24 protein-coding genes are annotated in these 24591 nt (G+C 48.3%); 7 read left to right on the top strand and 17 right to left on the bottom strand.

Annotated elements, in window-relative coordinates; genetic code table 11:
* Window positions 1-18 precede the first annotated feature (18 nt).
* Window positions 19-339 (bottom strand): hypothetical protein, encoded by a 321-nt coding sequence (locus IEW26_RS16865; protein WP_111268942.1) that lies wholly within the window; start codon window positions 337-339, stop codon window positions 19-21.
* A 421-nt stretch (window positions 340-760) separates the two neighbouring features.
* Between IEW26_RS16865 and IEW26_RS30370 the strand changes: the two genes are divergently transcribed.
* Entirely contained in the window at window positions 761-1000 is a 240-nt protein-coding gene (locus IEW26_RS30370) for a hypothetical protein (RefSeq protein WP_110892980.1), read from the top strand.
* Between the two features lie 130 nt (window positions 1001-1130).
* Here the strand turns inward: IEW26_RS30370 and IEW26_RS16860 are convergent, their stop codons facing one another.
* The 6 genes from IEW26_RS16860 to IEW26_RS16835 all read right to left on the bottom strand — a co-directional run bounded on the left by IEW26_RS16860 (window position 1131) and on the right by IEW26_RS16835 (window position 6398).
* Window positions 1131-1280 carry a hypothetical protein gene (locus IEW26_RS16860; protein WP_167433928.1) on the bottom strand — a complete coding sequence of 50 codons (150 nt, stop codon included), beginning with the start codon at window positions 1278-1280 and terminating at the stop codon, window positions 1131-1133.
* 243 nt (window positions 1281-1523) lie between these two features.
* Window positions 1524-3005, bottom strand: coding sequence for an aldehyde dehydrogenase family protein (locus IEW26_RS16855; RefSeq protein WP_188593160.1), 1482 nt, complete (start codon window positions 3003-3005; stop codon window positions 1524-1526).
* 52 nt (window positions 3006-3057) lie between these two features.
* Window positions 3058-3600, bottom strand: coding sequence for a GNAT family N-acetyltransferase (locus IEW26_RS16850; RefSeq protein ID WP_188593159.1), 543 nt, complete (start codon window positions 3598-3600; stop codon window positions 3058-3060).
* A gap of 90 nt (window positions 3601-3690) precedes the next feature.
* A complete protein-coding gene (locus IEW26_RS16845; RefSeq protein ID WP_145402730.1) occupies window positions 3691-4029 on the bottom strand; it encodes a L,D-transpeptidase in 339 nt (112 codons plus the stop codon).
* Window positions 4030-4087: 58 nt separating this feature from the next.
* Complete coding sequence (gene rsgA, locus IEW26_RS16840) at window positions 4088-5131, bottom strand: ribosome small subunit-dependent GTPase A (protein ID WP_229729890.1); 1044 nt, start codon at window positions 5129-5131, stop codon at window positions 4088-4090.
* Window positions 5132-5804: 673 nt separating this feature from the next.
* Entirely contained in the window at window positions 5805-6398 is a 594-nt protein-coding gene (locus IEW26_RS16835) for a DUF2087 domain-containing protein (RefSeq protein ID WP_188593158.1), read from the bottom strand.
* Window positions 6399-6575: 177 nt separating this feature from the next.
* Here IEW26_RS16835 and IEW26_RS16830 point away from each other — a divergent pair, with 177 nt between their 5' ends.
* From IEW26_RS16830 to IEW26_RS16820, 3 genes are all read left to right on the top strand, one after another.
* Window positions 6576-7595 (top strand): YpdA family putative bacillithiol disulfide reductase, encoded by a 1020-nt coding sequence (locus IEW26_RS16830; protein WP_188593157.1) that lies wholly within the window; start codon window positions 6576-6578, stop codon window positions 7593-7595.
* Between the two features lie 5 nt (window positions 7596-7600).
* Entirely contained in the window at window positions 7601-8047 is a 447-nt protein-coding gene (locus IEW26_RS16825) for a DUF441 domain-containing protein (protein WP_111268949.1), read from the top strand.
* Between the two features lie 174 nt (window positions 8048-8221).
* On the top strand, window positions 8222-8734 hold the full coding sequence (locus IEW26_RS16820) for an ADP-heptose synthase (RefSeq protein ID WP_111268950.1): 513 nt from the start codon (window positions 8222-8224) through the stop codon (window positions 8732-8734).
* Between the two features lie 205 nt (window positions 8735-8939).
* Here the strand turns inward: IEW26_RS16820 and IEW26_RS16815 are convergent, their stop codons facing one another.
* Both IEW26_RS16815 and IEW26_RS16810 read right to left on the bottom strand, forming a co-directional pair.
* Window positions 8940-9404 carry an NUDIX domain-containing protein gene (locus tag IEW26_RS16815; RefSeq protein WP_145402733.1) on the bottom strand — a complete coding sequence of 155 codons (465 nt, stop codon included), beginning with the start codon at window positions 9402-9404 and terminating at the stop codon, window positions 8940-8942.
* An 899-nt stretch (window positions 9405-10303) separates the two neighbouring features.
* Complete coding sequence (locus IEW26_RS16810) at window positions 10304-10603, bottom strand: HesB/YadR/YfhF family protein (RefSeq protein WP_184180381.1); 300 nt, start codon at window positions 10601-10603, stop codon at window positions 10304-10306.
* Window positions 10604-11117: 514 nt separating this feature from the next.
* Between IEW26_RS16810 and IEW26_RS16805 the strand changes: the two genes are divergently transcribed.
* Window positions 11118-12863: an ABC transporter ATP-binding protein gene (locus IEW26_RS16805; protein WP_188593156.1), complete on the top strand. Its 1746-nt coding sequence runs from the start codon at window positions 11118-11120 to the stop codon at window positions 12861-12863.
* A 12-nt stretch (window positions 12864-12875) separates the two neighbouring features.
* Window positions 12876-14969, top strand: a complete 2094-nt coding sequence (locus IEW26_RS16800; RefSeq protein ID WP_188593155.1) for an ABC transporter ATP-binding protein — start codon at window positions 12876-12878, stop codon at window positions 14967-14969.
* Between the two features lie 158 nt (window positions 14970-15127).
* Here IEW26_RS16800 and IEW26_RS16795 read toward each other — a convergent pair whose 3' ends face one another.
* The 4 genes from IEW26_RS16795 to IEW26_RS16780 form a co-directional block, all read right to left on the bottom strand.
* Complete coding sequence (locus IEW26_RS16795; protein ID WP_145402736.1) at window positions 15128-15688, bottom strand: hypothetical protein; 561 nt, start codon at window positions 15686-15688, stop codon at window positions 15128-15130.
* A gap of 128 nt (window positions 15689-15816) precedes the next feature.
* Window positions 15817-17505: an arginine--tRNA ligase gene (gene argS, locus IEW26_RS16790; protein ID WP_373288491.1), complete on the bottom strand. Its 1689-nt coding sequence runs from the start codon at window positions 17503-17505 to the stop codon at window positions 15817-15819.
* 455 nt (window positions 17506-17960) lie between these two features.
* Window positions 17961-18296: a four-helix bundle copper-binding protein gene (locus IEW26_RS16785; RefSeq protein ID WP_111268956.1), complete on the bottom strand. Its 336-nt coding sequence runs from the start codon at window positions 18294-18296 to the stop codon at window positions 17961-17963.
* Between the two features lie 191 nt (window positions 18297-18487).
* Complete coding sequence (locus tag IEW26_RS16780; RefSeq protein WP_188593154.1) at window positions 18488-19573, bottom strand: CobW family GTP-binding protein; 1086 nt, start codon at window positions 19571-19573, stop codon at window positions 18488-18490.
* 186 nt (window positions 19574-19759) lie between these two features.
* On the opposite strand from IEW26_RS16780, the gene IEW26_RS16775 reads away from it, so the two are divergent.
* Window positions 19760-20278 (top strand): MogA/MoaB family molybdenum cofactor biosynthesis protein, encoded by a 519-nt coding sequence (locus IEW26_RS16775; RefSeq protein ID WP_188593153.1) that lies wholly within the window; start codon window positions 19760-19762, stop codon window positions 20276-20278.
* 22 nt (window positions 20279-20300) lie between these two features.
* Here the strand turns inward: IEW26_RS16775 and IEW26_RS16770 are convergent, their stop codons facing one another.
* From IEW26_RS16770 to IEW26_RS16755, 4 genes are all read right to left on the bottom strand, one after another.
* Entirely contained in the window at window positions 20301-20921 is a 621-nt protein-coding gene (locus IEW26_RS16770; RefSeq protein WP_188593152.1) for a hypothetical protein, read from the bottom strand.
* 89 nt (window positions 20922-21010) lie between these two features.
* Window positions 21011-22018, bottom strand: a complete 1008-nt coding sequence (locus IEW26_RS16765; RefSeq protein WP_188593151.1) for an oxidoreductase — start codon at window positions 22016-22018, stop codon at window positions 21011-21013.
* A 13-nt stretch (window positions 22019-22031) separates the two neighbouring features.
* On the bottom strand, window positions 22032-22709 hold the full coding sequence (locus tag IEW26_RS16760) for a hypothetical protein (RefSeq protein WP_188593150.1): 678 nt from the start codon (window positions 22707-22709) through the stop codon (window positions 22032-22034).
* Between the two features lie 364 nt (window positions 22710-23073).
* On the bottom strand, window positions 23074-24528 hold the full coding sequence (locus IEW26_RS16755; RefSeq protein ID WP_145402741.1) for a nicotinate phosphoribosyltransferase: 1455 nt from the start codon (window positions 24526-24528) through the stop codon (window positions 23074-23076).
* Window positions 24529-24591: the final 63 nt, after the last annotated feature.

Here is a 24591-nt window from a genome sequence, read left to right as displayed (position 1 = left end):
ATGATACGCCTTAGAGCGCTATTCGTTGCTCTCTTGTTGAAATAAGGAGCGTCTTCCATAGATCGGCGCCTCTTCGGAAGTGGTTGAAAATGCGCGCTGCACACGCACACAGCTTCCCTGACGAAGCCCTGTTTCCATTAACTGCTGGGTATTCTGCGGGGTAAACCACAGTCCCTCAGGAAATTTGGCCTCAAGAATATATTGAATGCCATCTCCCGGAGCCTGCCCGAAAATGCGCACACCCAGCAGCGTCTTCAGATGTTCAATGGTACATTCATCAGGAACATCGATGTCAAACCATTCGCCTTCCTCCCGGCCGGAATACACGGTTAATATCATGTGAATCCCTCCCAAAAGTCTCATATGTAAAATGTCCTAATGTCAGATTAAATCAAAAAAATGCGGATGAAACGGTATTCCACCCTATTTTCTTATATAAAACCCTTGTTTGCAACGTACCAGCTGTAATTTTGTTACATATGACCCACGTATATATTAAAATATCGTCCATTCGACTCAGAACTTTCGTGTCATTGTTTGATTTAAGAAATGCAAAGATGCGAAAGCTTCGGACTTTCTTCCATTTATTTGCAGATTATAGTATACTAAATAGGACTTCTATTGCTTCGCCCACAATTGAATTGTGAACACTTTTCAAACTTTATGCACCTTTATGTTTTCATAAGCTGATTTTAAGGTAATTTTAAGCATTGGTATTTAATATTACCTGTATGAAATAACTCTCGTGAGGTGATTTCAAGTGAGAACTCTAATAACATTTCAAAACAAATCAATCCCTGTATACTTTAATCAAGAAAACAAACAACCTGTGCAAAAAACATTACGCTTGCTTAGCAGTGCTTTGGAACACAAGATCAGTAACGGTAAACGCGCTTTGCAAAAATGTCTGCACTCTTTGATTAGTATTGAAATCGTAGGTGGCGAAGCGATCCTTCACAGCCGTAGTGAAAATGACTCTCTTGCTCTATCTTTATATTGAAGGACACATTGAAGAAGACCCCGTTCTCCTTCGCTTATACGTTACCATGAAAAAGGAAGCCTCCCCTCAAGGGACAAGCTTCCTTTTTCGCATGAATTGCTGTTTAACTTTCGCACACATTCCTGCTTAGTTACATCTTCTCCAGAGCATAGGCCACCTCATGCTCCTCCGCGATCTCGGCTTTGCGAATACGAATGACAAATAGTCTGACCAGATTGGCTCGTGTATGTTCTTCCTGACAGGTATTTATTTTTCTTAAAATAAAGCGGTCAATGGACATGAGTTCCAAGCCCCTTTGCCATATATTTACGGAGCACTTCGTTCCGTGTATCCATAAATAACCAGATCAAGACGAGCCCAAACAGCTTTTTTTACGGAAACAGCGCCCTATCTGAACCGGTTGTAAAATGATGCAAAAGCCTGTCCCAACAGCGCTGAGACAGGCTTTACACAACTCTTGTCGCTTTATAGCGAACATACCTCTGTGACAGAGAGCACTACCCGTACTTTCCGTATATTCGACTCATTTCACACCCGGATAGTCGCGATGTTGATGCTGCAGACTAATCCAGCGTGTACGTGTAAATTTATCAATGGCCCATTCTCCGCCGAAGCGGCCGATCCCTGACGATTTTTCACCGCCAAACATCACATGAGCTTCATCATTTACCGATTGATCATTTACATGCACCATACCGGACTCGATCTGCTGAGCTGCGTGATAACCACGCTCCGGATTCGTTGTAAATATCGAGCCACTAAGCCCGTAAGGTGTATCGTTCGTCAGTTCAATGGCCTGCTGTTCATCCTTTGCTTTCATAATTAATGCGACCGGGCCAAAAAGCTCCTGCTGCACAATCCCTTGGCCCGGCTTCACATCTGCAAGCACTGTCGGTTGAAGTACGGCCTGTTCATGTGTGCCTCCCAGCAGCAGTTTCGCCCCTTCTTCCTCAGCCTGTTTCACCAGTTTCAGAAGACGCTCCACCTCTTTTTGGCGAATCAATGGTCCCACCAGCGTGCTCGGATCAGCAGGATCGCCCGCTTGAATGTTTTTCGCTTTGTCTACAAACGATTGCAGGAACCTGTCGTAGATATTCGCATGCACAATGATTCGATTAAGCGCCATACAGATCTGTCCCTGATGCAGGAACTTGCCAAACACCGCAGCCTGAGCCGCATGCTCAATATCGGCATCTTCCAAAACAATCATGGCGTTGTTGCCGCCAAGCTCCAGTGCAGTTTCCTTGAGCTGCTCACCTGCGAGCTTACCGATGCCTCGTCCGACTTCCGTAGAGCCTGTAAACGAGATTACCTTGGGAACCGGATGGGTTACGAAATAATCCCCGATTTCACTGCCGCTTCCGGCAACAACATTTAATACCCCTTCTGGCAGGCCAGCCTGTTCAAACAGATCGGCAATCAGCCAGCCCGCTGTAATCGGAGTATCCGATGCAGGTTTGATGACAACACCGTTACCGAGTGCAATTGCTGGCGCAACCGAACGCAGACACAGATGCAGCGGAAAGTTCCATGGCCCAATGACTCCAACTACACCTTTGGGTTCACGGAGTACACGATTTTCCTTGCCAGGCGTATTTGACGGGAGCAGCTCTCCTTTCATTCGAAAAGGAAATGAAGCCGACTCGTCTACAACACGTTTTGCCGCTGCAAATTCCGCTTCTGCCTTGATTCGTGTGCTGCCTGATTCCGTGATGAGAAGCCGAATGATCTCTTCCTTTCGTTCGTTCATCAAGGAAGACATCTTGCGAAGCACCCCTTCCTTAACGGATGGCAGAGCTGCCTTCCATTCCACTGCACTTTTTTTCGCAGACTGATACGCCCGGTCTATGTCCTCTTTACTGGACGAACGCCATACAGCGATCACTTCATCCGTGTACGGATTGATGTTCTCCAGCATTTTTTCACCTGTGCCGTCCACCCATTTGCCTGAAATATATTGCTTCGTCCAGGTTGCCGCTGTACGTTGATTATCCATTAAAGTCATTACGCACGCCTCCGATCCTTAGATTAGAATGTACATATGAAAAAACGATGTCTCATTCATTAACCTCGTTCGAAGTCAGGCAAACGGTCAAATCAGACCAGCCATAAGCAACCTCTGCCACATCCTCATCCCCGATACGAATCTGCTGTGTATGAACAGGGATTCCCCCCAACTTTTCATAAAACCGGCAAGCCGGATTACGCTCCAGCGCCCAGATCAGCATGGTGCGCATCTGACATTTCTGAAGATGTTGAACTATCCGCTGGACCAGCTGTCTGCCTATTCCTGAATGCTGATAAGACTGCAGCAGGTAGATAGCATAGAGCTCACCATCATAAGGAAGTTTCCCTTCCCGTTCCTTTCCACCGCAAGCAAAACCGACAATCTTCCCGTCCCGCTCCTCCGCTACAAGCAAAATCTGATCTTTTTCGCCGGAGCGTATTTGCTTCTCCCACTGCGGCAATCTCGATTCAGTTGTCAAATGATGCAAAACATGATCAGGCACAATTCCTCGATACGTTGTTTTCCAGCTCTCAGTATGTACATAAGCGATTGCCTGTGCATCCCCCTGACGCGCTTGTCTGATCCGTATCATGGTCTTACTCCCTTCTCCATTTTCTTACCATTCATGTGAGGTACAGGATTCTGATGGGATACAGCTTCTGGTGAGATACAGCGATCCGGCCTAGGGCCGGATCGTGACTCTCGTGCCTACTGGCACCTTGGAGGACAGGTCCAGCACGTCTGAATTATACATGCGAATACAGCCATGCGAGACGGACTTGCCAATGGATGAGGGCTGATTGGTGCCGTGAATGCCATAGTGCGGCTCGGACAATCCCATCCAGAGCACACCGAAGGGGCCCCCGGGATTTTCTTGTTTATTCACAATGGTAAACTCGCCGCTTGGCGTCTCTGTAAGCATCTTTCCCGTGGCTATAGGATATCCCTTCACAACTTGATCTCCGTCCAGCAGATATAACATATGGTCGGACAAATCTACGATAATTCTATAATTCGGCATGTTGTCATCCCTCCTGCCCTATCCTATGCAAGGCAGATGCGGATTTCCCCGGCTACTGTCAATACTGCTCCCAATCCTTGACCCGATGTGCGTGCTTGGCCTTACGTGTTTTGGCCGGTTTACTTGACGCTGTTCGTTTTCTTGAAGCCACCTCTTCCTTGCGACGCTGATACTGAAGCTCCTTCTGCATCTTGAGAAAGTTGCTCAGCCGCTTTGCCTCAAGCTCTCCGTTCTCGATCGCCTCTTTGACCGCACAGCCCTCTTCTTTTGTATGGCTGCAATCCATGAATTTGCATGCAGAGGCCAGCTCTTCAATCTCGCCAAATGCCTGAGACAGCCCATCTTCTCCTTCATCCCACAGATGAAGCTCTCGCATGCCCGGTGTATCGATCAGGACGCCTCCCTGCGGCAATACAAACATCTCCCGATGTGTCGTTGTATGTCTGCCTCGACTATCCCCTTCACGAACGGATTGTGTAATCTGCACCTCTCTGCCCATCATCCAGTTAACCAAAGTGGACTTGCCGCTTCCCGATGAGCCAGTAAGTGCCACCGTTGCCCCAGGCTTCAGATACATATCCAACTGCTCTTTCCCTTGTCCCTCGATTGCCGAGATTGCCAGCACCTCTACTCCCGGAGCAATGCCCTCCACCTGACTGATTCGTGTCTGCACATCGTCACAGAGATCACTTTTACTCAGGACAATAACGGGTCTTACGCCCCCATTCCAGGCCATTAACACATACCTTTCAAGTCTTCTGAGATTAAAATCATGATTAAGCGCAGCAACGACCAATAACGTATCTACATTGGCCGCAATGAGCTGCTCCTTCGTTATCGGCCCTGCCGCCTGTCTGGACACACGACTCTGGCGCGGAAGCAGGTGATGAATAATTGCTTCCTCACCCGGCTTGCACGCTACAGCTACCCAATCACCGACGGCGGGGGAAACGCCTGACTCCAGGCTCTCATGCCGAAGTCGTCCTGACATCTTGCCCCAACATTCTCCGTCTGCTGTAATCAGTCGCTGCATATGTCCATGATCCGCTATAATTCGGGCAGGCTGTCTGGATGCTTCTTCCTGCTGCTCCTCCGTCCACACCTTCTCCCATGCCGCAGACCATCCATATCTTTGAATACCGTTCTTTTCAATTTCGATAGTGCTTTCAATAACCTCTTTTATACTACTGCTTTCATTAGCCTCTCTTTTACTACTTTCAATAGTCTTTTTATTATCTTGATTTAAAATAAAAATTCCTCCCAGATCGTTTACATTTTACGATTTAATGTTTGCTCTTATGAGCATCTTCGTCTTGCAATTTGTCCTGCTTCTCCGGTTACAGATTCCAAACAAAAAAAACCACGAGCGTTTACACACCCGCGGCAACTTTAAGTTATCCGAAATAAAGAGAAGGCTGCACAGCATATGGAATAACGGTTGACCTGCATCTCCTCCATTATCCAAACCTGCCCATTCTTCCCTCATCGGCACAAAAAAAGCCACGGGTACGTCACCCGTGACTTTGTCTGAAGGTCATAACATTATGGCATCACATGAATAGGTCTATCCCTACCTGCTATGCCAAAATGAATGTGCCCTGATCCGTTCCGGAGACGCTGTTTTTATTCAAGTCCACGTATAATGCCGTTAGATTTGTCATTTAACATCGCCTCCCTTGTAGAATATGCCATCATGTTACACAGTCATGCATATAATTGTCAAGCCTATTTCGAATTGCATTGGAATTATATTTGAATTGAGAGCGCTCTTTACTCTAATTCACCTGATCCCAGCGGGTCCACATTTCACGTGGATTCAGCTCATACACTCCGTCTTCCCGGTACATGAACTGATGCATGATAAACTCCCGCCTCAGGGTGGCAAAATCCTCGTGATAATTCTGAATAAACGCATTGATCTCCTTCTCGCTGTACTTGCGTCCGAATTCAAGCTGCTCCACCAGATGCTCCAGCACAACCAGCTTTTTCTTGTATTGTGCCGGAATCTGTCGAAGCCGGCCATCCTTTGAGAAGAAATTTCTCATGATGGAGGCTTTAAGTGTCTCGTTAACATCGGTCATATCAGAATGCTCCTTTCTTTTGAAAATAAAATCAACCGAGGCCTGCGCATGCTCCCGGATAAACGAAGGGTTTAATGTGAAATACACCGTATTTTTCTCTCTCCGCTCCTGAATGAGCGCAGCTTCTCTCAGCTTGGCTGCATGATGTGTCACGGTTGGCTGCGACAGATTCAAACGCTCAGCAAGCGCTTGCCCATTCAGTTCTCCTTCGGACAGAAGCAGCAGCATTCGAAGCCGGGTAGGATCAGCCATGGCTTTGTGATAGGCCACTATTTTCTCCAGCTGCATCGTTATGCACCCCTCTATTAATTAGATGATCATCTAATTTGATATTAGTCTATTGTTTTAGGGAAGTCAATCTTATCGTTTTTTTGATTTTTCTATTCGTACTCCTGCGTGAAAACTGGCATTGAAGTGTTATTTACGGTAGGATTATATTGCTTGCAATGAAGGAGGATTATGAACATGGAAGATGTCATTATTATTGGCGGAGGCCCATGCGGTCTGTCCGCGGCAATTGAGTGTGAACGGGTAGGATTGTCAGCGGTTATCATTGAGAAACATAATATCGTACAGTCCATCTATCTCTATCCAACCCATATGCAGTTTTTCAGTACAGCCGAGCTGCTCGAGATCGGGAACGTGCCGTTCAGCAGTCCGAATGACAAGCCGTTTCGTTATGAAGCACTTGCCTATTATCGCAAAGTCGCCGAACATTTCGGCCTGCGCGTTCATAATTATGAGGAAGCCCGTGAGATTCAGCGCAAAGAAGATGGCACATTCGAGGTACATACAGTTAACCGGCGCGGCGAAGCTATTGTACATCAAGGTAGTCATGTCGTTGTAGCGACAGGCTACTTTGATCACCCGAATTATCTCGGTATTCCCGGGGAAGAGAAGGACAAAGTAACCCACTACTTCCGTGAAGCCCATCCGTATACTCGGACACGCGTAGCCATTATTGGTGGAAGTAATTCCGCCGTTGATGCTGCCATGGAGCTTGTCCGGGTCGGGGCACATATCGATATGGTCTACCGAGGCACGGGTCTGTCCGACCACATTAAACCTTGGGTTCGTCCATTATTCGAAAGTATGGTGCAGAAAAATCGCATTACACTTCATCTCGGCTCGAGAGTGAATGAAATTCTGGATAATTCAATCCGCATCGTACACGCCGACGGTTCAGAGAGCGAACTGGACAATGACTTTGTGCTCGCCATGACCGGATTCAGACCGGATCGCCAGCTGCTGACTTCCATCGGTGTAGAAATGTCCGAAGATATGGATAAACCGATGTACAATCCGCAAACGATGGAAAGCAGTGTACCAGGCATCTACGTCGGCGGTGTTATCGCATCCGGGCGTAATGCCAACGAAGTATTTATCGAGTCAGGTCGCTGGCATGGGCGATATATTGCAGAACATATCATTAGCAAGTCAGAGCATATGAACAGCACATCAGGCCCTCAATCCGTGGAGCAATGAAATCAATGGACATGACCTCCCTCCTGCTGCTTGGGTTTGCGGCACTTGGCATCATCAGCAGCAATACCCCGGTGACTGTTGCGATGGTATTTTTGCTGCTGCTTCGTGTGCTGAATGTCAATCAGGCCTTTCCTTGGCTTGAAAAGTACGGCCTCACTGTGGGTATTATCATCCTGACGATTGGTGTCATGGCACCACTTGCCAGCGGTAAGATCAGTCTGCAAACCGTCGGTGAATCGTTCCTGCACTGGAAATCACTGCTCGCTATTGGCGTAGGCATGCTCGTTGCCTTCCTCGGCGGACGAGGTGCTTCGCTGATGACTGCACAGCCCACTGTTGTAGCAGGCTTGCTGATTGGCACTGTTCTTGGTGTTGCCTTGTTCAAAGGGGTTCCGGTCGGCCCGCTGATTGCAGCAGGTATTCTGGCCATATTATTAGGCGGCAAATCCTGAACCGCAGCATAACCATGTACACTTTTGCGGATTGGATGTATTTCCCACAGTTGTATGCTATACTTCTATTCATGCAATTCAGGTACATGCATCTGATGCAAGGAAACATCATCTTTCTCCTTGTCAGATGAATTCATCAACGACAATTATCGTCCTCAGGAGGATTCAGGAACCATGTCACGTCCCTTTGTTACCGAAGCCGTGATGGTGGCCATCTACGGTCAATTACTTGCGCCGCCAGCGCCTGTTGAATATATTGTTCCTTACACCACCATCCTTGAATTATATGAATTTCAAAGCAGTGCTGATCCGATGATGGATAATCCGGCAGATGACCAGCACGTTAAAACTAAAATCGGTGAAATGATCTCGTACTTCGAGGAACCTCTAAACAAGAAAAAAATTGAACGAGCGCTATCTGTTCCTTGGGCCAAAAGCCCTGCAATCCTGTTCGGCGACCAGGTATCCCTTACGATTATTAACGCGATGGATACTGCACAGTTTGGAGAGTTCTTTGATCCCATCGAGACAGAGCTGCTGCTCACCTCCCAACGTCTGGGCATTCCTATTTTGACGGATCAGGTTGAATTGATCGCCCGAATTATCGAATCGGAATCTCCGGTACAGGTATTTGATATTGATGATTTTGATTTTGCTATGGACGATGAACCGCTCGATCAAGTGTGATTGCACTTTACAGAGGTCTGGACAGAAGGACGGAGCAGATGAACTGATCATACAGCTGAGTATGTTACGATAAACGCCAAAAGACCTCGGTATCCACTTTTACATCGGATATCGAGGTCTTTGATATATTCAGATTTCAGTAACTTAGAATCTCAGAATCTTAGATCTGACCAATTTCTCAAACCTGAATCTGAGCATAGATTTTTCAATCTGGCGCTTGTACTGCAAGATCTGAACGCTCCAGCAGGGTTTGACTGATTCCATTCATAGCCGGCAGTGAGGCCGGGTCGAAAAACTTCAATCCCGCATCGCTGTTCACTCTTGCCTCCACCAGATCATCCTGAATGATTCGGGCATGGAACAGGGCAATAACATCATATTCTTCATCCCCGTTGGCATGCACTTGTCGCAGCTCCGGGCCAGAATATAACGCACTAAAGGTCATGAAATCCGTTGTCCATCCTGTTTCTTCCCAAAGCTCACGATGTGCAGCCCCCTCAATCGTCTCACCAGGACGCATCTCTCCAACAGGCAGACGCCAATGCCCTTGTTCGGCATGCTGGATGAGCAGCAGCTCACCCTGTTCATTTGCAGCCATAATAGCCGCTTTGACTACAATATTTGCCCGCTTGGCAATATATTGGCCTATATCTCGCGCTGGCAGATTCACTCCTCATCCCTCCTTCCAGTAAAAGACGGTGGTCAACCATAATGAAATACAGTCCTGGTCCGGGCTAAAATGTATGATGGCTACGAGTTTCGGAACGGAAACAACTCTGTGTCGATTGAACCAAATCCATCAGCTATAAAGAATGCTGCTCAAGCTGCTTCGGCAAAATATAAAACGATCCCGGTTCGACAAGTCCTGTTCAAGTCCTGTTCGAACCCTGCCAGCCTCTATTCGATTGTGATCTCAACTCTGCTCCAATTCAGGTCCAACGTCAATCACTGAGGTGTTGTCGATCTTTCAAAGTAATTCACCGGCTAACGATCACCAGAAACCTTAATTGTACACTTTTTAGCCGTTTCCGATTCTAACGATTCCCAGGAACCTTATTCTCTCTGCCAATGGGCTAAAACGCATTAAAACAGTCCATTGGCAGGAAATAAGGCCTGTGCGGATCGTTAGAATTCAAAAGAGTTAAAAAACATGCAAATAGCGTTTCCTGAGATCGTTAGAATCATCTAGCTGATGCCAGAAGAGAGGTAGCCATGTATAAGCCTCGAATAGCCTTGGATTGTCTTGAATTGCTTTAGGTTACGTTGGGTTACGTTGGGTTACGTTGAATTTCTTTGGGTTACGGTGGGTTCCTTCGAGTTGCGTCGGGTTGCTTTGAATTTTTATAGATTACTTTGGATTGCCTTGGTTTCTTGCTCTGTGTTGTTTAGGGCGTGTCTTGAAACCTACTAAAGTGCATCTTTTACCCCTTTTCGCTCCCTGCTACGTCACTTTCCCTTGACATGCCCTTAACACCTGCGGGAAAATTTCTGGCTTGGAACGAAAATTCGGCCAAATCGGCTTTCTTCAGAGTGTTCAGACACGCCTAGTGTTTGAACTGTTATATGTTTCTACTGCACTTCTGTGTAACGGTATTCAATGTCATGACCTTCATCGACGACATCAACATGCAGCTGATGCCCCTTCAGGTACCAGTAATCGTGATCCTCCATAAAAAACTGAATGCCGGATACTTCCGTCTGTTCGGCAGGATGTTTTGGCTTTTCCACGGCAATTCCGAGCGAAAATCCCGGGTGAAGACCTCCGCCAGAGCTGTATCTTGCAAAGAAGCGGATGCTGTCTCCTTCATTCAGGTTCAATTCTTCTTTGTACCAACGAGCAGCTTGTTCGGATACATGTATGGTACTCATATGCTGTCAGCTCCTTCTGTATATATATGTTACATCATATCGCTAGAGCGTCCTGAACACAAACCCTGTAAATCATACACAGGCATATTATCTTGTGAAAAATGTTTGACAGATCGTAAAACGCGGTGGTAAGATGCAAACATACGAGGTCTACATTGCATTAATTTCCATTAACAAGAAAGGGTGATTACGGTGTTTAACAGACATAAGCTGGTTCATATTCACACACAATTAAATACCGGAGTATCCCCGAAATCATTATTTCGTTCATAAGACAGCACTTCAGGTGTCTTTTTCAAGACCCTTGTGAAGTTTGCTCATTATAATCTTATGTACGGCGGTGGCTCTGCTCTCGGAGTCATGCTGCCGTATGAAGAAATCAAGACATACCGCCTGCGTGCGGTGTGTCTTTTTTTGTGGGTTAAAAGTGAGATAAACGTGCATTGCAACAGATTTCAACTGTTATTTTGAACGAAGACTGCATTTCTTGGATAACGAAAGGAAGGGATAACACTTGTTCTCTGTACTTAAAAACCTGGCCTGGTTCTTCCGGCTGGAACGCAAAAGATACCTGATTGGTGTCATTTTGCTCATTTTGGTGGGCATTGCCGAACTACTGCCCCCGCGCCTGTTAGGGAACGCCATCGATGAAATCGTGCGCGGCTCCATTACAAGCGCTTCATTAACCCGTTACATTCTGCTGATTCTCGGGACGGTTATCCTGATCTATCTGACAACGTACATATGGATGCACAAACTGTTTGGCGGAGCCAACCTGGTTGAGCGCCTGCTGCGCTCCCGCTTTATGGACCATTTGCTGCGGATGACACCTCCCTTTTTCGAAAAAAACAGAACCGGGGATCTGATGGCTCGCGCCACCAACGATCTTCGTTCCATTGCAACGACCGCAGGCTTCGGTATGCTTACCCTGACAGACTCGACAGCATTTCTGCTTACTGTGCTGTTCGCCATGGGTTTCCTGGTCAGCTGGAAACTGACTTTGGCCGCCATCCTCCCCTTGCCTTTTATCGCGATTGCCATGATGATCTACGGTAAAGCCGTGCATCAGCGTTATACACTGGCACAGGATGCTTTCGGCGACATGAACGATCAGGTGCTCGAATCGATTGCTGGCATCCGCGTTGTACGCGCGTACGTTCAGGAGCGACTGGACGAGAAACGCTTTGCGGATGTGACGGAAGATGTTTATCGCAAAAATCTGGCGGTTGCCCGTATGGATGCGCTGTTCGAGCCGACGATTCGGTTATTCGTAGGACTCAGTTATGTCATCGCACTTGCCTACGGCATTTATCTTGTCTTTCATAATGAAATTACCCTGGGGGATCTCGTATCGTTCAACATGTACCTGGGGATGATGATCTGGCCGATGTTTGCCATTGGCGAATTAATTAATCTGATGCAGCGCGGCAGCGCTTCCCTGGATCGGGTGAATGAAACCTTGTCGGTTGAACCCGCTGTGCAGGATCGCGAACAGCCTGTTCATATTACGAAGCCGAATGAAATTGTGATGAAAGATGTGACATTCCGCTATCCAAGCTCAACCGTGGATAATCTCAGCCATATCAACGTTGCGCTCCAGCGCGGGCAGACACTTGGCGTTGTAGGACGTACAGGAAGTGGTAAATCCACACTTCTGAAGCAGCTGCTGCATGAATATCCGACCGGTTCAGGCACACTCAGCATTTCGGGACACTCCATTGAGGATATTGCCAAAGATGATCTGCACAGCTGGATTGGATACGTACCGCAAGAGCAAATTCTGTTCTCCAAATCTGTTCGCCAGAACATTCAGTTTGGTAAACCGGACGCTTCGGATGACGTCATTATGGAGGCCATTCGTACCGCTGCCTTTGACGGTGATCTTGGCACACTGTCTGACGGCCTCGATACCCTTGTAGGCGAGAAAGGCATTGCCTTGTCAGGCGGACAGAAACAACGGGTATCTCTGGCACGAGCCTTTATTGCTGATCCGGACATTCTGATTCTAGACGATGCCCTGTCCGCGGTTGATGCACGAACAGAAGCCAAAATCATTGAAAATATTCGCAGCAAACGTGCGGGTAAAACAACGCTGATCTCGACTCACCGCCTGTCCGCCATAGAACATGCCGATCGGATCATCGTGCTGGAGCACGGGAAAATTACGGAAGAAGGCACTCACCAGGAACTGCTCGCCAAGAACGGCTGGTACCGTGAACAATATGAACGGCAACAGGTGGAGTCCAATCTGTCCACGTAGGAGGTCAACGCATTGAAGTCTAATACAGGTAAAAGGCTGCTTCAGTATGCCTTGAAAGCCAAAGGCACATTTATCGCTGCCTTGATCATGCTGACGATTGGTGTTGCGGCAGAACTTGCCGGCCCCTTTATCGCCAAATCCATGATTGATAATCATCTGCTCGCCATCGAGCAGCCATTCTATGAGACCGCTTCTTCCAAGGATGCTGCGGTCTATCAAGGAAAACTTTATAAACGTGAAGGTTTGTTTGCATCAGACGAAACCAAAGGAGCCGAGGTGCGGGTGCTGCAAGCCGGCAAAAGCTTTTATTTTGTAAACGAGCCTGTCAGCTCTCCTGACGGCGACCGCACCTATGCAGACGGAACGTTAACCGTGACTCGCTCAGGTGAAGTCGTTGGGAAATACGCGGCTGCTCCGCTGTCCGCTGGTGAACTGTTTAGTTTTTACAAACCCGAGATGCCGGGCATCTATCAATTGATTGTGTATTACCTGATCTTTCTTGTGATCTCCATTATTATGGAGTTTGGTAAAACCTTCTGGCTGCAATCCTCTGCCAACAAGGTCATCCAGCGGCTTCGCAATGATGTGTACGCACACATTCAGCGGCTGCCAGTGAACTTTTTTGACAATCTGCCGGCAGGTAAGGTCGTATCCCGGGTTACAAATGATACCGAGGCGGTCAAAGATCTTTTTGTCGCCGTGTTATCCAACTTTTTCTCAGGCATCATTACAATTACAGGGGTATATATCGCTCTGTTCCTGCTCGATGTTCGCCTCGGTCTAATATCGCTGTTTGTTGTGCCGATGCTTATTGCATGGATTGTGCTCTATCGCAAATTTGCTACTCGATATAACACGATCATTCGCTCACGACTGAGTGAGATCAATGCCATCATTAACGAATCCATTCAGGGCATGTCCATCATTCGTGTCTTCCGGCGCCAGAAGCAAACCCGCCAGGAATTCGAAGAGCTGAATGCAGATTATATGAAACATCAGAACAAAATGCTCAACCTGAACGCCTTTACCTCCCATAATCTCGTTAACGTGCTTCGGAATATTGCCTTTGCGGTTGTTCTGTGGTACTTCGGGACAGGTGCCATTACGGGCACAAGCATCATCTCACTTGGTGTACTCTATGCCTTTGTTGATGTTCTCGGTCGGTTGTTCCAGCCGATTATCGGCATGGTGAACCAGCTTGCGAATCTGGATTCCTCTCTGGTCTCTGCCGGACGTGTATTCGAGCTGATGGACGAAAAGGGAGAACCCGTGACGGATGGCTCGATGCCAAGATATAAAGGTGATGTCGTGTTTGACGATGTATCGTTTGCTTATAAAAAAGACTATGTGCTGAACAACATTTCGTTCAAGGCATCGCAAGGGCAGACAGTGGCTCTGGTCGGTCATACCGGTTCAGGCAAAAGCTCTATCATCAACCTGCTCTTCCGGTTCTATGATCCGCAAAAAGGCAAGATTACGATTGACGGACAAAATGTCAAGGAACTGCCGAAACAGTGGATTCGGGAGCATATGGGCATAGTGCTGCAGGACCCGTATCTATTCACAGGCACGATCGCTTCCAATGTCAGTCTAGGCGATGAAAAGATCTCTCGTGAACGCATTGAGCAGGCGCTGCGTGATGTGGGTGCTGAACGAATTCTGGCTCATCTGCCGCAGGGCTTTGACGAGCCGGTTGTCGAGAAAGGCGCAACGTTATCTGCCGGACAACGGCAGCTGATCTCGTTTGCCCGCGCACTGGCCTTTGATCCGGCGATTCTTATTCTGGATGAAGCCACCGCCAACATTGATACGGAGACAGAAGCATTGATTCAGAACGCATTGGAGGTCCTGAAAAAAGGACGTACCACCTTCATCATCGCTCACCGTCTATCAACCATTCGCTCCGCGGATCAAATTCTAGTCCTGCATCGCGGCAAAATTGTGGAGCAAGGTGCACATCATGAACTGATGGAGCTCAAAGGCCGATATTACCGGATGTATCAGTTGCAGCAAGGTGCTCAAGGGGAAGCCGTCATTGACGACTCGGCTCATTCCGTGAACGCCTTCGGTACAGCTTCGGCATCGCTCGCAGGTGGGAAGGCTTAACCTCCCCTGCCTGCACATATACATTTGAATAAATACAACAAACCCGCTCTGCGCAGCAGCCTTCAAGCATACTGTCAGAACGGGTTTTTGGTATACCCCGAAATATCTGCTTTTCATCCAAAGTGCACTGCCCGGCCTAAGATCATGACTTCGTTCCATTATGGCTCACCCAGACCCCGTTCCTTTTCCTGCTCCTGCTCCTCCAGACTCGCAGCATGCATGCGTTCGAGAGCAGCCCATGCAGCTGCCGATTCAGCATTCAGACCCAGTTCTGCAATCCAGGCACCTGTATACTGCTGGAGTGTGATCTCCAGTTCCTGAGCCCGTTCCTTGAAGTCATCCAGTTCCTTGATCATACGTGAGCGGCCCTCCGGACTGAAGGTTTCATGAATACGTTCCTTGAAATAATGATGCACGATCCGATTGCGCTGCTGCCACAATTCATTCAGCCTGTCCGTTTCCTCTTCCGAGAACGTAAAATGATGACGTGCCTCATGAATCAGCTGTCCCAAAGAGCTGCTCATCTTCCGTTCATACAGTTCTTCTAACTCTTCCTCCGTCACCACTTTGCCCTGAGACATTTTGGTTAGCAGAATGAGATTAACAAGCTGCTGTTCCAGCGCTTGTCCATAATATACAGCCAAGCCATAGTAGGCAAACAGTTCTCTGGAGTGTTCGCTGTCCAGCATGAGACCACTCTGGAAATCGGTGTTTTGCATTTGCGAGCGCTCCTTTCCATCCGTTCCTCTTGAATGTTTATTCTGCCTCTATCGTACCCAAACAGAACTCAACATTCAAGCTGAAGGAAACGGGCAGCGTTTAACCTCGCACTTCCCCTCGCTGCACATCACATCCGCTCGGGAGCCTGCACGCCAAGTAAAGACAAGTTGTACGCCAGACGTTCCGCCGTATATTTCGCCAGCTTCACCCGGAAGCTTTTCACATGAGGTGCTGCATCTGCAATCCGCTCCGCGTGATAGAAGCGGTTAAAGGCTTGAGCAACGTCAATCGTATATTTGGCAATAACGGAAGGCTCGCTGCGAAGTACTGCTTTTTCCAGATAAGCCGGATAATCGCATAGTAATTTCAGCAGTGACCATGAGGTATCGCCTGCTATAGCCCCACTGCTGTTCTCTGCACCTTCCTGTGTACCTGTCTCCGCAGCTTTAGCGAGCACACTTTGAATCCGCGCATGTGTATACTGCACATAAGGCCCGGTCTCCCCTTCAAAACTCACGGCATCCTCCAAGGAGAAGTCAACGTCGTTCAGCCGGTTGTTGCGCAGATCCCCAAAGACGATAGCCCCGACACCCACAGCCTCGGCCACCTGTTCAGGGTTCTCCAGATTCGGATTTTTCTCCTGAATAATCTGCAGGGCACGAGCAGCGGCTTCATCCAGCACTTCCTGTAAAAAGATCACCTTGCCCCGGCGTGTAGACATTTTGCGCCCTTCAAACCGCATCAGTCCAAACGGAATATGTTCACATTTCGCTGCCCATTCGTGACCCATTTTGGACAACACCGTAAACACCTGGTTGAAATGAAGCTTCTGCTCCCCGCCAACCACGTATACCAACCTATCCGCCTGCATCACATCATGACGATAAATCGCTGTCGCCAAATCACGGGTAGGATAGATCGTTGTTCCATCCTTCTTGATAATAAGACAAGGCGGCATGTTCTCTTCATCCAGCCTTACGACGAGCGCGCCATCACTTTCCTCCAGCAGCCCCTTGGCTTGAAGCTCCTCAACTACCGCACCCATCTTGTCATTGTAAAAGCTCTCGCCCAATGTATGGTCAAATGTCACATTCAAACGCTCATACATCCGGTTAAATTCCTGCATACTCACCTTCACAAAAAAGGACCATAAGCGCTGTGCTTCTTCATCACCCTGCTCCAGCTTGCGAAACCAGTCCCGTGCCTCAATCTCCAAGGTAGGGTCCTGCTCCGCCTCGTCATGAAAACGAACATACAGCTCTAGTGAATTACGGATCGGATCAGCCTGCAGTGCTTCCTCACTGCCCCACCGCTTATACGCTGCAATCTGCTTGCCAAACTGGGTTCCCCAGTCTCCCAGATGATTCACACTGACCGATGTATAGCCTGCCTCGTTATAGAGACGGTACAATGCTGCTCCAATAACGGTTGAGCGCAGATGCCCAATGCCGAAAGGTTTGGCAATGTTAGGCGAAGACATATCGATGACAACACGTTTTCCTTGACCCAGCTGCAATTTTCCAAAAGTCTCGCTGCCCAGTTCCTCAAGCATTTGAGCAGCATGTACATCCCGGTCAAAACGAATATTGACATAAGGCCCCGCAGCTTCAGTATCCAGACCTTCGGCTTGTAGTGCCGCAGCAATATCGCTTGCAATAACGGCAGGTGCTTTCTTGAGCGTTTTGGCCAGAATAAAACAGGGAAATGCCACATCTCCCATCGCCTCCTGCGGAGGCACCTCCATTAGTTTTAACACGTCTTCCTGTGCAAGCCCGGTTAACGGTGCAATCCGGGCTGCTGCCTGTTTCATCAACACATCAAACACTCCTTCTCCAGTTTTGTCATGCTCCCATCGCCAGACGCAAAAAAAGCTCTCGTCTCTTCAACAAGAGACGAGAGCTGTGTGAACAGTTCCCGCGGTACCACTCTAAGTGAACAGTCACCTGAATTGCATAAGGCTGCATGCCAAGTATAACTGATCCGCTCGGTGCAAATAACGGCTGCATGCCGGGATTACCCTCAGGTCCATAGATCTCTGCTCTCGGAGAACATATACGGCTTCGGATAACCATCTCACGGGTGCGGTTCACTCATTTCATCCCATACCGGCTTACACCTGCCCCGGCTCGCTGTCTGGTTGAATCTGGGCTACTCTCCCGATCACTGATATTGCTGTATTGCATTCATTTCACATCATTATACATATCCTGGTCTGCCTTGGCAACCTGTATGCTGCTCAATGGCAGGAACCCGTACGTTTTAAAATAAAGATTAGGCCACAGCAGCCATTAAACGGCAAGCTTCCGCACATTTACGGCACGCTTCCGCACAGGCTTGACAATGATCATGCTCATGTTTTCCACATACTGCTGCGCAGGCTTCACATGCCTTCACACACAACTCACAGATCTCACCGATAAACTCACTGCCGCGTGTCATCGCCTGTGCAGCAAATGCACATATATCTGCACATTCACGGTTCACGCGAATGCAATCACGCAGCATCGCCAGATCATATTCTTTCAAGCTGGATATGTAACATACGTTGCAAGCATTCATGCACTCCAGGCAAGCATCGATACATTGTTGGTATTGTTGTTGTGTCATTTAAAGTTACCTCCCAGGCAAAGTTTGCTATGCTTCCTAATACCCAATACGGAGGAGCTTTGAACCATAAGTTTTACTAGTCGGTTCTTTGAGAGCGTTTGTATCGCAGTTATTTTAGAGCTTTCTTAACACCATCAATTGAACATTTTTGTCGTGTTATTTGAGAACATTCGTGGTTTAGTTCTCTTAGCTTATTCGGTGATACTTACGGCCTCCAGTTCCAGCAGCTGCTCTCGAATACGTGTCTGATCAAAATGTTCACCGATAAACACTGCAACATTTGGTACATCACCCTGTGGTGTAATTTTCATGTAATCGGACTCTCGATAAGCATACTGAAACCAGAAACGACTGGCCGTATCGCTAAATGATAATATGCCCTTCGCCCGGTAGATGTCACGTGGCAAGGCCGCCACAAACTGTTCAAAGGCCTCGCTGTTCACGGGCTGCTTAAAATAATGCGTGTAAACCATCACATGCTCATGTGAAGCATGAGGCTTAGAGGACTGCTCATGGAGATGCCCTTCCGCATAGTCATGGTTATGGCTGCATCCATGCGTATGGCAAGCTTCTGTATGCACATGAGACTTGGCTGCTTTTTCTGATTCAGATGCACCACCCGCTTCGGCGGACTGCTGGATGTGAACGTCAGTACCGCTATGAAGCAAATGCTCCATATTCACTTCACATCTGATCGTAGGAATGACGGGGGCAAAGCCATTCCACTTGTTCAGCAGCTGCTCCAGCTCCTGAAGCTCCTGTGCCTGCACACGATCCGTTTTATTCAGCAGCAGCACGGATGCACAGCGAATCTGCTCCTGCATCAGCTTGAAGGTTTTGCCCTTCTGCTCCGAGTACAATCCTGACAGATGCGCCGCGTCTACCACGGTGATCAAACTTTTCAGTTCCAGACGCATGTACAGCGAAGTTTCGGTTACAGCATCCAGAATCTCCATCGGATTCGCAGCACCTGTCGCTTCAATGACAATAACATCCGGTGACTCCTCTTGAACGAGATCAGCCAGCTGAAGTCCCAGATCGCCACGCACCGTGCAGCAGATACAGCCACCCAGCATCTCTGTCATCGGTACAGCTTCATCCACGATCTGACCATCCAGATTTACCTCACCCAGCTCGTTCATTACGACAGCGGGCCGCAGGTTCTGCTGTTTCCAGTGTTCGATGAGTTTTACGAGCAACGTCGTTTTGCCGCTTCCCAAAAAGCCTGACAATATATATACAGGAATGCTTTGTTCTTTTTCTACAATCGTATTCATTCTTTACACACCCTTCTGCCAATCATGAAAATTCTGAATCTGAGCCTACTCTATCTAGGGAGTGTACACTATTCGTCAAATGTTCTGCAATATGCTCGTTCCAATCGCCCGTCAGCAATACTCCATTGCCTGATTCACATGAATGGTCTATGCTATGAGGACATGTGTATTCAAGGAGGTTATGATATGGCCAATTCAGTCGAACAGCACAGGCAGGAGGCTCCGCCAACGGTAGCCTGCATGATTGTTACTGTATCGGACACACGCACCAAAGAAACAGATACCAGCGGTCAGCTGATGAATCAGCTCTTGCAGAAATCCGGTTATCACGTAGTGGAGTATATCATTACACCGGATGAGACAGAGCAAATTCAAAGCATTTTGCAGGACGCTTCTGTACGAGAGGATATTGAAGCCGTGCTGCTGAGCGGAGGGACAGGCATAGCTTCCCGAGACACCACATACGAGGCTGTTTCATCGCTGCTGGACAAGGAGCTGCCGGGGTTTGGAGAGATTTTCCGATACCTCAGCTTTACGGAGGATATCGGTTCTGCCGCTATTCTGAGCCGGGCTGTTGCGGGAACGATTGGACGGACAGCTGTGTTTTCCATGCCAGGCTCCCGCGGGGCCGTCAAACTGGCGATGGAACGCATTATTTTGCCAGAGCTGCGCCATGTCATGCGTGAAATATACAAACCCGTCTGAAACATCAGACGGGTTTGTCGTTTTATTTATTTTGGCCTAATTGACCGAGCACCTGCCCAAAAACTTGCATCACATCCCGTTCATACACATCCTTCTCTCCGCCGGAAGCCGTATAAACAAAGGATACATGTCCTTGGCTGCGAATTGTGGTTTTGCCCATTGCATTTTCCAGAACCGCATGATCTCGGCGCTCGCCATACATTTCCTCCATGCGTTCAGCCCTGGTTTGAGCATCGCGATAGATATGCACTTTGATAATATGCCTTGCACTGCCGTTTAATAAATACATGTAGGTCATGCCACCATCGCCATCATCTTCGAACATGTTATTCATCAGTTTAATGTGTTTCGCATCGAAACCTGCAGTCAGTTCTCGTGCTAATGCACCGTTTAAACCATGACCCTGCTGTTTGGCTCGAAAATTGCCTTCCGTGGTTGCTTGACCATTATACAGCTTTCGCTCCTGTTCAATGGACGATGTTGTGCAGGCGGTCAAAGCGGCTGCGCAGATCACCACGACTCCACCAACGACCATGATCCGTGTTACATTAAACCACGCAAGACCCAGCCTGCCCATCTTCTCATTTCGGCCTTTTCCTGCTTTTCCCTGTTGACTGCCATTGCTATCCATATTCGAAAACATGCACATCTCCCTTTCCATAAGCCACAGCAGCGTGACTCTCTCAGGTAGAGTTAGCATGTCTAAGAGATAAACATTTTATTCCAAACAAACTATTCGGAGCCGATTCGCACAACGGTACGACCGACTGCCCCACCCTTTAATATGTTCTCCAAGGTATGCGGCAGCTGCTCCAGTGTAATCTCCTGAACACCCAGTGCAAGCGCCCGATCCGGTTTCCAATCTTCACCCAGCTTGGTCCAGATTCGTTCTCTCCTTGCCATTGGACAGTATACAGAATCAATCCCGATCAGCTGAATGCCCCGCAAAATAAACGGGAATACCGTTGACTCAAAACCACTGCCTCCGGTTAGGCCAGATACCGCAACCGCCCCTCCGTACTGCACCTGCTTTAATCGCTCTGCGAGTGCCGGACCTGCTGTCGGATCAACGACAGCTGCCCACTGCTGTTTACCCATTGCTCCCTTGATTGGTGCATCCGCTTCTTCACGTGAAATGACCTCAGCTGCTCCCAGACTGCGAAGAAGGGCCTCTTCCTGCTGCTTTTTCCCCGTGCTTGCAGTCACTGCATAACCAAGCTTGGCAAGAATGGCTATCGCCATACTGCCTACCCCGCCAGTTGCTCCCGTAACCAGAATTTTGCCCATCTCCGGCGTAATGCCCGCATGGATCAAGGCATCCACTGAGAGTGCTGCAGTAAAGCCAGCTGTTCCTATGGCCATCGCTTCCTGCTCACTCAAGCCTTGTGGCAAAGGCACCAGCCATTCACTCTGCAAACGGGCATATTCACTGTAGCCACCGTAATGAGATACACCGGGTTCAAAGCCGGTGCTAATCACCCGATCACCAGGTGCAAACCTTCCGCTCACCGATTCTTCAACCGTTCCGACCAGATCAATGCCGGGCACCATCGGATACTGACGAACGACCCCGCCTTTCTCCACTGTTGCGAGGCCATCTTTATAATTCACACTGGAATAGCGCACCTGCACGGTAACATCACCGTTCGGAAGATCCTCCTTTTTCAGCTGCTCTATGCTGGCGGTAACTCCCTTTTGGTCATGTTTGCGAATCACATAAGCTTGAAATTGCTCTTTCATCTGTATCCTCTCCTTATGGTTGTTCAAATTCTGCAAGTAAATATAACAATGGCCCTGCAAGCGGCAACAAACCCAACCAGGCCCAATAGCCTGTACGCCTGTTATCTCTGGCATCCCGAAGGATTGCAAGGGTGGACAACAGCGTTAGTACCCCAAAATCAATCGTCATAATATTTACAAACGAGGATTGATTGAACGCTTCTGCATAACGTTCTGGATTGCCCTGGCTTACAGCATAAAAAGCCATACCCAGCGTTAATAACAGCAGTACCAGATGGGTCAGTTTGCTTGCAGCCACTCGTGCAATGCCCGTCTTGCCGCGTTCAGCAGCAAGCGTGCGTTCACCAACATCTGCTTCATAAGCCGACCCTGTTCGCGAAGGCGAAGTCCACGCATAGTAGGGCAGCAATGCAAATGCACCCAGCCCGAAAGAAAACAGGACAAAAGGCCAGGCAGGAACAAGTTTTCCATTTACGGCGCCTCGGGTTTTCACTGATTTTCGCAGCAAAAGACAGGCATAAATGCAAGGGAATATACCCAACCACGAAAACACGGTTAGCAGCCAGGGCTCCCTGCTTTGCAATGTAAGCAGCTCCCTAAATATCGGATCATTCCCCGGGGAATTTCCCGGCGCCATGAACAGTGCATACACGATAAAAGCAAGCCAGAGCAGCCAAAGTATGTATCTCATACACATCCCTCCTCACCCTTTTCATCCCCTGCTGTCAGCAGATTGAAACAAGATCATCTCAAGGAGCTGTATATCGCCTTCCATCTTTTAAATACATATTTCAAGATAATCTGGCCGAATTCAAGCATATCGGCAACGTATTTCGGAATGTGGCGGGATTTGACGTTTCCTGCGCTTTCCCGAGAAATAATATACCTCATCCTGCCTCAAACCTCTATGAAGCTGCACACATGTCATTGTTGCAGAGGTGGTGTACTTATCGCCTAGCCTGGTTCATATCCTGTTCATATGAAAAAGGCATAAGCCAGTCTTCGTTTGCACTGGTTATGCCTTCTGGATGTATGCTGTAGATCCGTTCATTCATCTATTCTTCGTTAGATTTCACATGTTCAGCAATCAGCTTCTGCTTCATATTCCATGCCGCCGGGCTGATGTTCACACGGTAAATCTCCGGGTTCAGCTTCCGTTGGTACTCCGGCCAGAACAAATTCAGCTGCTCCTTATGGTATGCGCGAATCTCATCGAGCGTAGGCAGTTCATATACTTTGCGACCATTAACAAAGATCGGCTCCAGCATATTCACCGCTTCATAGCGGGTAACCGTCTTTTTGAGGTAAGGGTGCAGCGGATTGAACAGCTTGAGCGGTCCGCCTTGAAGCGGCTGCTCTTCGCCCGGATAGCAGATATAATCTGCAATCGCTTTACCATGCTTTGGATCTATGATCCGAAAAACCTCTTTTTTGCCTGGAGTGGATACCTTCTCGGGATTCGCAGATATTTTCAGCGTTGGTAGCATCTCGCCGTTCACTTCACGCTCTACCAGCTTGTATACACCGCCCAAAGATGGCTGGTCTGAGGCGGTAATCAATTGTGTACCGACACCCCATGTGTCGATTCGAGCACCTTGAGCTTTCAAGTTGAAAATGGTATTTTCATCGAGATCATTCGAGGCTACGATTTTCACATAATCCAGTCCCGCTTCATCCAGCATCTGCCGAGCCTGAATAGAAAGATAAGCCAGGTCACCGCTATCCAGACGAATGGCGTTCATCTTTTTGCCCTGGCTCTCCAGCCATTTCGCTGTTTTGATCGCATGTGGAACACCGCTGTTCAGTGTATCAAACGTATCCACCAGCAGCGTCACCTGATCCGGCAGCACTCTTGCATACGCATCAAACGCCTCCTGCTCGGTCATAAAGCTCTGCACCCAGGAATGTGCGTGTGTGCCCGCTGTCGGAATGCCAAACTGTTCACCTGCGAGCATATTGGATGTGGCATGGAATCCGGCTACATACGAAGCTCGTGCGCCCCAGATGGCAGCATCCGCTTCCTGTGCACGACGTGTTCCAAACTCAAGCAGCGTATCCTGCTGTGCGACCTGTTTAATGCGGGAAGCCTTTGTAGCGATGAGTGTCTGGTAATTCATAAAGTTCAGGATGGCCGTCTCGACCAGTTGTGTCTCCATAATGGTGCCTTCAACCCGAATAAGCGGCTCGTCAGGAAAAACAATTGCACCTTCCTTCATGGAATGAATCGTTCCCTGGAACGAGAACTGAAGCAATTCCTCCAGAAAGACCGGATCATAATTCTCTGGTTGTTTGGATAAAAATTTGATGTCCTCCATCGTGAAGCGAAGCTGGCTGATATAATTCACAATACGCTCCAGTCCGGCAAATACGGCATATCCGTTGCCAAAAGGAAGCTTGCGGAAATAGGCTTCAAATACCGCCTTCCGTTTATGTGTACCATTAACCCAGTGCGCATACATCATGTTGATCTGATATTTATCCGTATGTAAAGCCAGGCTTGTTGTCTGCATTTGTCTCATCCTCTCTGACTTCCGCTCGCTCTCCAGGTACATACCTGAAGACGGGCTTAAAGC

Origin of the sequence: Paenibacillus silvae (assembly GCF_014639235.1) — a bacterium.
Classification (GTDB): Bacteria; Bacillota; Bacilli; order Paenibacillales; family Paenibacillaceae; genus Paenibacillus; species Paenibacillus silvae.
The sequence above is the reverse complement of the archived record's forward strand: the minus strand, read 5'-3'. Positions and strand labels throughout refer to the sequence as shown.